Source organism: Streptomyces boluensis (assembly GCF_009908195.1).
Lineage (GTDB): Bacteria > Actinomycetota > Actinomycetes > Streptomycetales > Streptomycetaceae > Streptomyces > Streptomyces boluensis.
Genome location: NZ_JAAAHS010000217.1, coordinates 1 through 12,847, shown reverse-complemented (window position 1 = coordinate 12,847; position 12,847 = coordinate 1). Strand labels below are relative to the sequence as shown.

10 protein-coding genes are annotated in these 12,847 nt (G+C 70.1%); 3 read left to right on the top strand and 7 right to left on the bottom strand.

Going from position 1 to position 12,847, the window contains the following annotated elements; translation table 11 throughout:
• The 3 genes from galK to galT form a co-directional block, all read right to left on the bottom strand.
• The coding region (gene galK / locus GUY60_RS24020; RefSeq protein WP_187370112.1) for a galactokinase at nt 1-973 on the bottom strand (973 nt) is incomplete at its 3' end.
• Nucleotides 970-1,941, bottom strand: a complete 972-nt coding sequence (galE, locus tag GUY60_RS24015; RefSeq protein ID WP_161701215.1) for a UDP-glucose 4-epimerase GalE — start codon at nt 1,939-1,941, stop codon at nt 970-972. The genes galK and galE, both read right to left, overlap by 4 nt.
• Complete coding sequence (gene galT, locus GUY60_RS24010) at nt 1,938-2,993, bottom strand: galactose-1-phosphate uridylyltransferase (RefSeq protein WP_161701213.1); 1,056 nt, start codon at nt 2,991-2,993, stop codon at nt 1,938-1,940. Before galT ends, galE begins: the two co-directional genes overlap by 4 nt.
• Nucleotides 2,994-3,227: 234 nt before the next feature.
• Between galT and GUY60_RS24005 the strand changes: the two genes are divergently transcribed.
• Together GUY60_RS24005 and GUY60_RS24000 are read left to right on the top strand one after the other, a co-directional pair.
• The gene (locus GUY60_RS24005; protein WP_161701211.1) at nt 3,228-4,898 is read left to right on the top strand and encodes a sodium:solute symporter family protein; all 1,671 of its coding nucleotides are present in this window, start codon (nt 3,228-3,230) and stop codon (nt 4,896-4,898) included.
• A gap of 24 nt (nt 4,899-4,922) precedes the next feature.
• Entirely contained in the window at nt 4,923-5,213 is a 291-nt protein-coding gene (locus GUY60_RS24000; protein WP_161701209.1) for a hypothetical protein, read from the top strand.
• A gap of 67 nt (nt 5,214-5,280) precedes the next feature.
• On the opposite strand, the gene GUY60_RS23995 is transcribed toward GUY60_RS24000, so the two are convergent.
• From GUY60_RS23995 to GUY60_RS23980, 4 genes are all read right to left on the bottom strand, one after another.
• Complete coding sequence (locus tag GUY60_RS23995; protein WP_161701217.1) at nt 5,281-5,973, bottom strand: response regulator transcription factor; 693 nt, start codon at nt 5,971-5,973, stop codon at nt 5,281-5,283.
• 211 nt (nt 5,974-6,184) lie between these two features.
• Nucleotides 6,185-7,981, bottom strand: a complete 1,797-nt coding sequence (locus GUY60_RS23990; protein WP_161701207.1) for an outer membrane protein assembly factor BamB family protein — start codon at nt 7,979-7,981, stop codon at nt 6,185-6,187.
• Nucleotides 7,982-8,050: 69 nt separating this feature from the next.
• Nucleotides 8,051-9,583 carry an outer membrane protein assembly factor BamB family protein gene (locus tag GUY60_RS23985; protein ID WP_312866405.1) on the bottom strand — a complete coding sequence of 511 codons (1,533 nt, stop codon included), beginning with the start codon at nt 9,581-9,583 and terminating at the stop codon, nt 8,051-8,053.
• Between the two features lie 570 nt (nt 9,584-10,153).
• A complete protein-coding gene (locus tag GUY60_RS23980) occupies nt 10,154-11,968 on the bottom strand; it encodes an ABC-F family ATP-binding cassette domain-containing protein (RefSeq protein ID WP_161701203.1) in 1,815 nt (604 codons plus the stop codon).
• A gap of 289 nt (nt 11,969-12,257) precedes the next feature.
• Between GUY60_RS23980 and GUY60_RS23975 the strand changes: the two genes are divergently transcribed.
• A partial coding sequence (locus GUY60_RS23975; RefSeq protein ID WP_161701201.1) for a serine hydrolase domain-containing protein occupies nt 12,258-12,847 on the top strand: 590 nt, incomplete at its 3' end.

Here is a 12,847-nt window from a genome sequence, read left to right as displayed (position 1 = left end):
GCGCCCCCGCGCCGAGCGCCGTGTCGACCGCCAGGTCCAACTCCGGGCAGGAGATGCGGAAGTCGTCCCGCAGCGAGGCGTGGCCCTCGGTGAGGATCGGGCCGACGGCGCGTACGTCACCGGCCGAGAGCAGGTCGATGACGCGCTCCACCCGGCGGTTCTCGGTGACGATGTGCCGGACCAGGCGGCGCACCTCGGGGTCGTCGAGGCGGTACAGCTCGGCGCCCAGCTCCTCGTACGTGATGTCTCGCAGTGCCGTCACGCCGAGAGCGGCCGCGCCCGCCTCGCAGCCCGCGCGGCGCTTGCCGTACTCGCCGTCGCTGTGGGCGTGCTTGACCTGGGTGTCGATGACGAGGAGTCGCAGGCCGTGGGCGGCGAGGTCGAGGGGGATCTGCCGCTGGGCGAGGTCGCGGGTGTCGAGGAACAGGGCGTGGCCGTCCGTGCAGCAGGCCGACGCGGTCTGGTCCATGATGCCGGTGGGCGCCCCCACGTACACGTTCTCGGCACGCTGGCAGAGGCGGGCCAACTGCCAGCGCTGCAGGCCGAGTTCGTACAGGTCGTTCAGGGCGAGGGCGGTGACGACCTCCAGGGCCGCCGAGGAGGACAGGCCCGCGCCGGTCGGCACCGTCGACTCGATGTGCAGGTCGGCGCCGCCCACCGGGTGCCCGGCGTCGCGCAGCGCCCAGGCGACGCCCGCGACGTAGTCGGTCCAGGCGGAGGGGGCCGCGCCGGGGGCCAGTTCGTCGAGGCGGAACTCGGCAGGCCTACCCGGCATGTCCGCCGAGTGCAGGCGCAGGATGCCGTCGTCGCGGCGGCGGACCGCGGCGCGCGCGGTGTGCGGCAGCGCGAAGGGCATCACGAACCCGTCGTTGTAGTCGGTGTGTTCACCGATCAGGTTGACGCGTCCGGGGGCGGCCCAGACCCCTTCGGGGGCGGGACCGTAGAGCGCCTCGAAGGCCTCGGCCGTGGTCACTCGCCCGCCCCCGGAGCGCGCTGCGCGAACGCCCAGGCGTCGGCGACGATGCCCGCGAGGTCCGCGCGGGACGGGTTCCAGCCGAGCTTCGCGCGCGCGGTGTCGGCGGAGGCGACCAGGACGGCCGGGTCGCCGGCCCGGCGCGGGGCCATGACCTCGGGGATCGGGTGACCGGTGACCTCGCGGACGGTCTCGACGACCTCGCGCACGGAGAAGCCGTTGCCGTTGCCGAGGTTGCAGATCAGGTGCTCGCCGGAGGTCGCGGCGGTGAGCGCGAGCAGGTGGGCCTCGGCGAGGTCGGCGACATGGATGTAGTCGCGTACGCAGGTGCCGTCCGGCGTCGGGTAGTCGTCGCCGTAGACGGAGATGGCCTCGCGGCGACCCTGGGCGACCTGGAGGACCAGCGGGATGAGGTGCGACTCGGGGTCGTGCCGTTCACCCTGCGCGCCGTACGCCCCGGCCACGTTGAAGTAGCGCAGCGAGACCGCGGCCAGGCCGTGCGCGGCGCACTCGCCGCTGATCATGTGGTCGACGGCGAGCTTGGAGGCGCCGTACGGGTTGGTCGGCGCGGTCGGCGCGGACTCGACGATCGGGACCTCGGTGGGCTCGCCGTACGTGGCGGCCGTGGAGGAGAACACCAGCTTGCGGACGCCCGCTTCGCGCATCGCGGCGATCAGCGCCATGGTGCCGCCGACGTTGTTGTCCCAGTACTTCTCGGGCTTGGCGACGGACTCGCCGACCTGCGAGTACGCGGCGAAGTGCAGCACCGCGTCGTAGGAGGAGTCCAGCCACTTGGCGGCATCGCGGATGTCGCCCTCGATGAACTCGGCGCCCGCGGGCACGCCTTCGCGGAAGCCCGTGGAGAGGTTGTCGAGGACCGTGACCTCGTGGCCCGCCTCCAGGAGATGGGCTGCCACGACGCTGCCGACATAGCCCGCGCCACCGGTGACCAGGTACTTCCCGCTCATTTACTCGCTACCTCTCGCAGTCGCTCGGCCGCGGTCTCCGGCGGCACGTCGTTGATGAACACGTTCATGCCGGATTCGGAACCCGCGAGGAACTTCAGCTTGCCGGAAGTGCGGCGAATGGTGAAAAGCTCGAGGTGGAGCGCGAACGCGTCGCGGCTCACCCCGTACCCGCCCAGATCCGCGAACGGCGCCTGGTGCCAGGCGGCGATGTACGGCGTGGGTGGTTCACCGGGGCCGAAGATCCGGTCGAAGCGTCGCAAGAGTTCCAGATAGACCTGTGCGAACTCGGTGCGCGCCGCCTCGTCGAGGGCGAGCAGGTCGGGCACCCGGCGCCGCGGGTGCAGATGCACCTCGTACGGCCAGTGCGCGGCGTAGGGCACGTACGCCACCCAGTGCTCGGCCTCCAGGACGACGCGGTCGGAGCGGGACTCGCGGGCGAGCACGTCGTCGAAGAGGTTGCGGCCGGTGCGCTCGCGGTGCGCGGCGAGGTTGCGGAGCATCAGGTCGGTGCGCGGGGTGATGTCCGGATAGGCGTAGATCTGGCCGTGCGGGTGGCCGAGGGTGACGCCGATCTCGGCGCCGCGGTTCTCGAAGCAGAAGACCTGCGCGACGGCGTCGAGGTGGGACAGCTCGGCGGTGCGGTCGGTCCAGGCGTCGAGGACGAGCCGGGCCTGCTCCTCGGTGAGACCGGCGAAGGACGCGTCGTGGTCGGAGGTGAAGCAGACCACCTCGCAGCGGCCGGAGTCACCGGCGAGCGAGGGGAAGCGGTTCTCGAAGACCACCACGTCGTACGAGGTGTCGGGGATCTCGCTGAGCCGGTCCCCGGCGGAGGGGCAGAGCGGGCACTCGTCGGCCGGGGGGTGGTAGGTGCGGCCCTGCCGGTGCGAGGCGATGGCGACGAAGTCGCCGAGCAGCGGGTCCTCGCGGATCTCCGATGTGGTGGCGACGGGCGCGAGGGGGCGGCGGTCGGCCGCGGTACGGACGGTGTCGTCGCGTGAGTCGTAGTAGATGAGCTCACGACCGTCGGCGAGCCGGGTCGAGGTCTTCTTCACGTAGGGCTCCCCATCACATCCACGTACTCAACATCCACGTACACACGCACCTATCAAACAGAACCGCACATAACAAAGCACAAGCCAACAGCCTCGTCAACGCGCGATCGGCCAAGATCAAGGCACCGCTCGATCACAATCAAACAAAGAACACCAACACAAGTGTTCATTTTCTGAAGCTGGGGGCGTAGGTTCCGGTCTGATCAGTTCGCGCAAAGAAGCGAGAGACCCCCCATGTACTACTTGGCCGACGGGCTACGGCTCCCCACCAACGGGCTGGATTACGCGATCCTGGCGATCTACTTCGCCGTCGTCCTGGGCATCGGACTCGCCGCCCGGCGCAGCGTGAAGACCAGCCTCGACTTCTTCCTCTCCGGGCGTTCCCTGCCGGCCTGGGTCACGGGCCTCGCCTTCGTGGCGGCGAACCTCGGCGCCACCGAGATCCTGGGCATGGCCGCGACCGGCGCGCAGTACGGCGTCGCCGTCGTGCACTGGTACTGGATCGGCGCCATCCCGGCCATGGTCTTCCTCGGCCTCGTGATGATGCCGTTCTACTACGGCTCCAAGGTCCGAAGCGTGCCGGAGTTCCTGCTCCAGCGTTTCGACAAGTCCGCACATCTGCTCAGCTCGGTGCTGTTCGCCTTCGCGTCCATCCTGATCGCGGGCGTCAACCTCTACGCCCTGTCGATCGTCGTGGAAGCGCTGCTCGGCTGGCCGCAGTGGGTGTCGATCGTCGTCGCCGGGTTCTTCGTCCTCGCGTACATCACGATCGGCGGTCTCTCCTCGGCGATCTACAACGAGGTCCTGCAGTTCTTCGTGATCCTCGCGGCGCTGATACCGCTCACCCTGCTCGGCCTCAAGCGGGTCGGCGGCTGGGACGGGCTGACCGGCTCACTCAGCAAGCAGCACGGCGACAACTTCCTCACCGCGTGGGGCGGTACGGGCATCGGTGACGCCAACCCGCTCGGCGCGAACTGGCTGACCATCGTGCTCGGCCTCGGCTTCGTGCTCTCCTTCGGGTACTGGACCACCAACTTCGCCGAGGTGCAGCGCGCCCTGTCCGCGAAGAACCTGTCCGCCGCTCAGCGCACCCCGCTGATCGCCGCGTTCCCGAAGATCTTCATCGTCTTCATCGTGATGATCCCCGGCCTGGTCGCCGCGGTGCTCGTACCGAAGATCGGCACCGCGGGATCCGACCTCACGTACAACGACGCGATACCCCTGCTCATGCAGGAGTTGCTGCCCAACGGTGTGCTCGGCATCGCCGTGACCGGCCTGCTCGCCGCGTTCATGGCGGGGATGGCGGCCAACGTCTCGGCCTTCAACACCGTGTTCACCTCGGACATCTGGTCCAAGTACGTGGTCAAGGACCGTGAGGACACGTACTACTTGGGGTTCGGGCGGATCGTCACCGCCATCGGTGTGCTCGCCTCCATCGGGACGGCCTTCCTCGCCGCCAGCTTCAGCAACATCATGGGGTACCTGCAGACCCTGTTCTCCTTCTTCAACGTGCCGATGTTCGTGGTCTTCATCATCGGCATGTTCTGGAAGCGGGCCTCCATGAAGTCCGGTGTGTGGGGCCTGCTCGCGGGCACCACGGCCGCGATGGTCAACTACTTCGTCATCTACAAGCAGGGCGTCATCGACATCCCCTCCGACCAGGGCGCGAACTTCGTCTCCGCCATCGTCGGCTTCGTCGCCGGTGCCGTGGTGATGGTCGTCGTCACCCTGTTCACCGCGCCCAAGCCGGAGGCGGAGCTCGCCGGTCTGGTGTACGGCACCACGTCGCCCGGCATGGCGGAGCCGCCCGCGGAGGGTGACTCGGCCTGGTACCGCAGGCCCGCGCTGCTCGGCTGGGGCGCGATCGTGCTCGCCGCCGCCTGCTACATCCCGTACTCCTTCTAAAGACCGCTCGGAGCACTGAGAAACATGTCTGAACTGCAGCGTGAGGTCTCCGAGTTGGAGGCCAAGTCCGCCACCGCCGCCCGCCTCTTCGACATCCGGCGCATCATCGGCGGCCTGTTCGTGGTCTATGGCGTGATCGTCACCTTCGCCGGGATCACCGCGTCCGAGGCCGACCTGAGGAAGGCCCAGGACATCAACATCAACCTGTGGACGGGCCTCGCCATGCTGGCGCTCGGGCTGTTCTTCCTGGGCTGGCTGTGGCTGCGGCCGGGGCATGCGCCTGTGTCGGCGGGCAACGAGGAACAGGCGCCGTAACCAACCTGGGGCTGCCGCCCCAGACCCCGCATCATCGGCCTCCGGCCTCGTCCTCAAACTCCCCCAGCTACCGCTGGGAGGTACCCCCAGGACGGGCTGAATTTGCCCGGTCGAGCAGGCCCGTACGCGCCGCGAGCGCCGCCGCCTCCAGGCGGGAGCCGACGTCCAGCTTCATCAGGACGCGCTGCACATGCGTACGGGCCGTGCTCGGCGCTATCCCCATCCCGGCCGCGATCAGCCGGGTGTCCTCGCCGTCCGCGACCCGCACCAGGACCTCGACCTCGCGCGCCGTCAGCAGCCGCAGCAGCCGCTGACCCTCGTCGTCCGGCTGCGCCACCGGGTTGAGCAGCTCCGCGAACGCGCCCTGCAGCAGCCCCGGCGCCACCGCCGCCTCGCCCGCCCTGGCCTTCATGATGGCCCGCTCGACGCCCTCGATCCGCTCGTCATGCCGTACGTAACCGGAGGCGCCCGCGGCGAAGGCCGCGGCGATCCCGCGTGGTGACGGCACCGGTCCGAGCACCAGGACGGCGACCTGCGGCCGGTCCCGCTTGATCCGCGCCACCGGGTCGAACACCCCCGGCTCCGCGGGCGCCGCGGTGCCCAACAGGCAGACCTCCGGAGCCCGTTGCACCACCAGGTCGGCCGCTCCCGCCGCGGGCGCCGCCGCCGCGAGCACCCGGTGCCCGCGCAGCTTCAAGGCCGAGGCGAGCGCCTCGGCGTGCAGGCGGTGGTCGTCGACCACCATGAGCCGCACACCCATGTGCACCCCCAGATTCCGCACGGTCCCGGCACCGGCGGGACCCCCCCCGGCCCACCGTTCCCCGGAAGCTACACGCTTGTTCGACCTCGCGCGCCCCCCTACCGGAATTCCCGCCATATCGGGGCGAGGTGTGAACCCGCACGCACACGACGGCGGGCCGCCTCCTTCCGGTCGAAGGAAACGGCCCGCCGTACGGTCACGCCCGCGGAGCTCAGCGGGTGCCGAACACCACCGCGAGGTTCCGCTTACGGGTGTCGGACGCGCTCGGCTTCGACATCAGCTCGTCCGAGATGTACAACCCGCCCTTGCCGTAGAGCATTTCGGCCGCGTCCGGCAGCGAGAACTGCGTCTCGGCGTCGCGGATGTCCTCCTGCGCCGGGTTCTCCAGAAGCACCGTCTGCTTCATGGTCTTCGGGTCGATGGTGACGACCTGACCACCCTTGTCGTACGGCGGGATCTTGTACGCGAGGATGTTGTTGCCGTCCATCCGCAGCGGCAGCATCTCGTACCGCTCCCCCGCGTCGGCCTTCGGGCCCACGGTCTTGCCGGTGGCCAGGTCGAAGGCGATGATCTCGTTGGTCATGCCGGACGAACTGCCGCCCTGGTGCTGGGCGGTGGGGACGTAGACACGGTCGTTGCCGACGGCGACGGCCGTGCACTCCTGGACCAGGGTGACATCGCAGTCGAGCTGGTAGTCGCCGTCCTTCAGGACCGCCTTGCTGCGCAGCTTGCCCGCGTCGTCCATGGCGAAGATGTCCGTGACGCCGGAGGACGTGATTCCGCCCGAGTCGACGCCGAACACCACCGGCTTCGTCGACATCACCTTGGCGTTGTCGATGCCGTTGGGCAGCTTGTACGTCCACTTGGGAGTGCCCGAGACCGGGTCGATCAGCTGGACCTCGACCCGCGGGTTGTCGTACGAGCCGCACTTGCGCACCGCGACCAGCTGCTCGCCGCCCGCGTAACCGGCGTCCTTGCAGGTGTCGCCGGACTTGGGCGCCCAGCGGGGCTTGCCGGACTTCAGCTCCCAGGCGGCGCCGCCGTCGGTGCCGCCGCCGGCGGCGACCGTGTCACCGGAGAGGATGACCTCCTGGAAGTCGGCCTTCTCGTCGCCGTCCGCGACGTTCTTCTGCCAGACCTTGTCGCCGGTCTTCGTGTCGAAGACGGCGACCTCACTGCAGCCGTTGTACTCCTTCTTGCCCGCGGCCTCGAAGACGACGGCGGCCAGGCCGTCCTCCGAGACCTGCCGCGAACCGGCGCAGGTCGGCCCGGACACCGGCAGCGTCCAGAGCTCCTTGCCGTCCTTGACGCCGTACCCGACGAGCTTGCTGTCGCCGCTTTTCACGTACACGTCGTCGGTGAGCCAGGAGCCCTTGACGCTCAGCGTCCTGTCGCCCTCGATCTTCGGCGCGGGCAACTGGAAGCGCACCTGCGCGTTGGTGTCGGACGGCACCGCCTCGTCGCCGCCGCCACCGGCCGGGCCGCCGCCGCCCTCGCCACCCTTGCCTTCGGTGCCGCCGGAGGACGACTTGGCCTCGCTCTTGGGGTCCTCGTCGCCGGACGAGGCGAACCAGACGCCGCCGCCGACGATCAGCGCGACCGCGACCACCGCGGCGACGATGATCATGAGCTGCGGGTTGGCCTTCTTGCCGCCGCCGGGCGCGCCCATCGGCTGGGTCACGTGCCCCTGCGGGTACTGCGGCTGCGGGTACCCGTACTGCGGCTGCTGCGGCTGCTGGCCGGGAGCCGGGTAGCCGTACCCGCCGGGCTGGCCCGGCGGGGGCGTGCCCGGAGCGGGCGGCGGGGTGCCCTGCGGAGCGCCGGGCGGCTGCGGGTAGCCGTACGCCGGCTGGCCGGGCGGCGGGCCCGGGGGCTGTGCCGGCGGCGGGGTGCCCGGCGCCTGCGGGGGTCCGCCGAAGCCACCGCCGGGCGGCGGGTTCTGCGGGGCGCCGAAGCCGCCCTGCGGGGGCTCGTTCGGCGGCTGGGGCGGCTGCGGCGGCTGTGTCATAGCGGTTCTACCTGTCTGCCTCTGCGGTACGGAGCGTGGGGACCAAGGGTGCGTGCGGCGCGGGCCGACTCACTTGCCGAACGACAGCATGCGGGTCTCTTCCTCGCCGTCACGGCCCATGAGCCGCGAGGAGGTGGCGTAGAAACGGCCGTCCGCGTAGGCGGTCTGGCCCGAGCCGGAGATGGAGTTCTCCTCGCTCGTGGTGGTCTCCGGGTGCTGGAGCAGCAGCTTCGGCTTGCCGCCGTCCATCCCGAACTCCACGATCTGGCCCGCCTTGTCGAAGCTCGGCTCGACGTACGCGATCAGCTTGCCGTTCTCGGCCTTCAGCGGGAGCAGCGAGCGCGGCTCGTCGGTCTTGCCCCGCCACTTCGGCTTACCGGTGTCGAGGTCGAAGGCGATGATCTCGTTGCTGCGGTCGTAGTCGCCGGACTTCTTCTCCTCGGTGGCCATGAAGAAGAGGTCGTCGGTGGCCACCATGCCCTGGCAGCTCTGCAGTTCCTTCTCCAGGATGGCCATGCCGCAGCGCTGCGTGAAGGAGTCCTTGCCGCCGTCGAGCTGCGAGCGGACCTTGCCGTTGTCCTTGAAGGTGACGATGTTCCACGACTTGTCATCCCGGTTCACCAGGGAGACGACGAGCGGCTTCACCGAGTAGACCTTCTGCACCTCGAAGCCCTTGGGCGTACGGAAACGCCACTTGATCTTGCCCGTCTTGGGGTCGACCGACTTGAGCTGCTCGTTCTTGTCCGGCGACGAGATGCAGGAGTCGACGCCGAGCAGGGCGTCACCGTCGGCCGCGAACGAGGCGGGGAAGCACGGCCCGTCCTTCTTGAGGGTGTAGAGCTCCTTGCCGTCCTTCAGGCGGTACGCGCTGCCGGTCTGGGAGCGGGCCACCATCAGGTTCTCGCCGGCGATCTCCAGGTCGAGGGTGACGGTGAAGTCGAACTGGCTGCCCGAGTTGGTCTGCTTCTGCCAGCCCTTGTCGCCCGTGTTCAGGTCGATCATCTGGAGCTGGTTGCACTTGCTCTTGTCGTCGTTGTCGCTGTTCTTGTACGCGACGACGACCATGCCGTCCTCGGAGGGGCGCGGCGGGGTGTCGCACACCTCGTGCGGCAGCTTGACGCTCCACGCCTTGCTGCCGTCGCTCGACTTGAACGCGGTGACCTCGTTGTACGCGGCCTGGATGACGTTGTCGCCGACGGTCCAGATGTTCATGAGCTCGGCGCCGTTGCGCGGGGTGTCCAGCTCGTTCTTGGCCGCCCAGACCTGCGCCTCGCCGTCCTTGCGGCCGGAGTTGAGGTCGTCCTCGCCGCCGTCGCGGCTGCCGGCCGTCTCCTCGCCCGCGTCGGTCGGCTTCTTGCCGTCGACACCGGCACCGGTGGCGACGGGCTTCTTCGGCTCCTCGTCATCGCCGCTGGTCGCGAACCAGACGCCGCCGCCGATCACCAGGACCGCGGCGAGGGCAGCGCCGATGATGACGGCGGGCTTGCCCTTGAAGGGGCTGCCGGATCCACCGGGACCGGGCGGCATACCGGGCGCTGGCGCACCGGGGTACGGCGGCTGCGGCGGGTAGCCGTACGGCGGCTGACCGGGTGCGCCGGGCACACCGTGAGCACCCGGCTGACCCGGCTGACCGTAAGGGCCGGGCTGCGCCTGGGTGTACGGGTTCGGGGCGGGCTGACCGGGCTGCTGCGGGTAGCCGTACGCCGGCTGGGCGGGCGGCGGCGGAGGCGTACCGGGAGGAGTGCCAGGGGGCGTACCGGGCGGCGTGCCGGGGGGAGTTGGCGGTGCGGCCGGCGGCGCGGGCGGGACCGGAGGCGCCTGCGGCGGCTGACCGGGCGCCTCGGGCATCCCCTTCTGAGGTTCCTGCGGAGCCCCGGAACCACCCGCGGGCTGCGGCGGCTGACTAGGCGGCTGACTCATCAGCGGTGTACCTCTTCACACGGGTCCGCATCTCCGACCGGCCTCCCCCGCCATTCCGTGGTCAAGTCCCCCCGGAAAGGAGCGAATCGGACATAGTTCCCGTAAGTGTGTGTCTGTCGAGCGGGAGTTCTTTCTACCACTCTCCGCCGATACAGAGCGGCGCCGGTCGCCCCCTGTTCCCAAGGGAGGACCGGCCTGTGATGCCGTCGTTATCGCGCCACGCGCGCGGCGGGCGCCCCGCCACGCCTGGGCTCAGCCCGTGGCCTCCGCCAGTTCAAGCCACCGCATCTCCAACTCCTCGCGCTCCGCGACCAGTTCACGCAGCTCGGCGTCGAGCTTCGCCACGCGCGCGAAGTCGGTGGCGTTGTCGGCGATCTGCGTGTGGAGCTTTGCCTCGTTCTGGGAGAGCTTGTCCAACTGGCGCTCGATCTTCTGGAGTTCCTTCTTCGCGGCCCGTGCGTCGGCCGACGACTTCGCGGGCGCCGCGCTCTGCTGCGCCGGGGCCGCGGCCGGTACGGGGGCGGCCGCCTCCGCCATCTTGTGGCGCCGCTCCAGGTACTCGTCGACCCCGCGCGGCAGCATCCGCAGCGCGCCGTCGCCGAGCAGGGCGAAGATCCGGTCCGTGGTGCGCTCGATGAAGAAACGGTCGTGCGAGATGACGACCATCGAACCCGGCCAGCCGTCGAGCACGTCCTCCAACTGCGTCAGCGTCTCGATGTCGAGGTCGTTGGTGGGCTCGTCGAGGAAGAGGACATTCGGCTCGTCCATCAGCAGGCGCAGCAACTGCAGCCGGCGGCGCTCACCACCCGACAGGTCACCGACCGGCGTCCACTGCTTCTCCTTGGTGAAGCCGAACTGCTCGCACAGCTGGCCCGCCGTCATCTCCCGGCCCTTGCCCAGGTCGACCCGGTCGCGCACCGCCTGCACCGCCTGCAGCACCCGCCACGTCGGGTCCAACTCCGCGACCTCCTGGGAGAGATACGCGAGCCGGACCGTCTTTCCGACGGCCACCTTGCCCGCCGCGGGCTGCTCCTCGCCCTGGCTGCGGGCGGCCGTCGCGAGGGCGCGGAGCAGCGAGGTCTTGCCCGCGCCGTTCACCCCGACCAGGCCGATCCGGTCGCCGGGGCCGAGCTGCCAGGTCAGGTGCTTGAGCAGCACCTTCGGACCGGCGGTCACGGTCACGTCCTCCAAGTCGAAGACGGTCTTGCCGAGCCGGGCGCTGGCGAACTTCATCAGCTCGGAGGTGTCCCGCGGCGGCGGCACATCGGCGATCAGCTCGTTGGCGGCCTCGATGCGGTACCGCGGCTTCGACGTACGCGCCGGGGCGCCGCGCCGCAGCCAGGCCAGCTCCTTGCGCATCAGGTTCTGCCGCTTGGTCTCCTCGGTGGCCGCGATCCGCTCGCGCTCGGCCCGCGCGAAGACGTAGTCGCTGTAGCCGCCCTCGTACTCGAAGACCGTGCCCTTCTGCACATCCCACATGCGGGTGCAGACCTGGTCGAGGAACCAGCGGTCGTGGGTGACGCAGACCAGCGCCGAGCGGCGCTCCCGCAGATGCCCGGCGAGCCACGCGATGCCCTCGACGTCGAGGTGGTTGGTGGGCTCGTCGAGGACGATCAGGTCCTGCTCCGCGATGAGCAGCCGCGCCAGGGCGATACGGCGCCGCTCGCCACCGGAGAGCGGACCGATCACGGTGTCCAGGCCGTGCTCGAAGCCGGCCAGGTCGAGGCCGCCGAAGAGTCCGGTCAGTACGTCACGGATCTTGGCGACGCCCGCCCACTCGTGGTCGGCCATGTCGCCGATGACCTCGTGCCGGATGGTGGCCTCGGGGTCGAGCGAGTCGTGCTGGGTGAGCACACCGAGGCGCAGGCCGCCGTTGTGCGTGACCCTGCCGGTGTCGGCCTCCTCCAGCTTGGCGAGCATCCGGATGAGGGTGGTCTTGCCGTCGCCGTTACGCCCGACGACGCCGATACGGTCGCCCTCGGAGACGCCGAGGGAGACCGCGTCGAGCAGGGCACGGGTGCCGTACACCTTGCTGACTGCCTCGACATTGACGAGGTTGACTGCCATTTCACTCCTGGGACGGGGGTTGGTCGACGTCCCAGCGTAGTCGTTGCGCACAGGTCACCCGGGGCTCGGCCCTGGGGGCTCCGCCCCCGGACCCCCGCTCCTCAAACGCCGGAGGGGCTGGATTTTCCGGACCGGGGCTCAAATTTGAGCCCCTCCGGCGATTGAGGAGGCCCGTCCGGCAGGACTTCGGGAAGGGGCGGGGAGGGGAAGAGGCCGCCCCGGAATGACGCCCGATAGATGAACGTTGCACCATAGGTGCTGGCACCAGGCAGACAGAAAGGGCACGGACGTGGACGTCCAGGGCACAGTGGCGTCGGGGTTCGAGCCCGTCAAGGACGCCTTCGCGAGAAACTTCGCCGAGCAGGGGGAACGCGGCGCCGCCGTCACCGTCTACCGGCACGGCCAGAAGGTCGTCGACCTGTGGGGCGGCACCCGGGACATCGACGGGGACGCCCCCTGGGAACAGGGCACCGCCACGATCGTCAGGTCCGCCACGAAGGGCGTCGCCGCCGCCGTACCGCTGCTCCTGCACCAGCGCGGCCACCTCGACCTGGACGCCCCGGTCGGCACGTACTGGCCCGAGTTCAAGGCGCGCGGCAAGGAGCGCACCCTCGTCCGCCACCTTCTGTCGCACCGCGCGGGCGTGCCCGTGCTCGACCGGCCGCTCCGCATGGACGAGCTCGCCGAAGGGCCCGCGTCCGTCGCCGCACAGGCCCCCGAGTGGGAGCCCGGCACCGGCCACGGCTACCACGCGCAGACGTACAGCTGGCTCGTCGGTGAACTGGTGCGCCGGGTCACCGGACGCGGCATCGGAAGCTGGATAGCCGACGAACTGTCCGGCCCCCTCGGCCTCGACCTCTGGCTCGGCCTGCCCGCCGC

What these genes read in the sequence shown, in the direction of transcription:
- galE (WP_161701215.1), bottom strand. Translation starts at nt 1,941, where the DNA reads ATGAGCGGGAAGTACCTGGTCACCGGTGGCGCGGGCTATGTCGGCAGC.
- GUY60_RS24005 (WP_161701211.1), top strand. Translation starts at nt 3,228, where the DNA reads ATGTACTACTTGGCCGACGGGCTACGGCTCCCCACCAACGGGCTGGAT.
- GUY60_RS24000 (WP_161701209.1), top strand. Translation starts at nt 4,923, where the DNA reads ATGTCTGAACTGCAGCGTGAGGTCTCCGAGTTGGAGGCCAAGTCCGCC.
- GUY60_RS23995 (WP_161701217.1), bottom strand. Translation starts at nt 5,973, where the DNA reads ATGGGTGTGCGGCTCATGGTGGTCGACGACCACCGCCTGCACGCCGAG.
- GUY60_RS23990 (WP_161701207.1), bottom strand. Translation starts at nt 7,981, where the DNA reads ATGACACAGCCGCCGCAGCCGCCCCAGCCGCCGAACGAGCCCCCGCAG.
- GUY60_RS23980 (WP_161701203.1), bottom strand. Translation starts at nt 11,968, where the DNA reads ATGGCAGTCAACCTCGTCAATGTCGAGGCAGTCAGCAAGGTGTACGGC.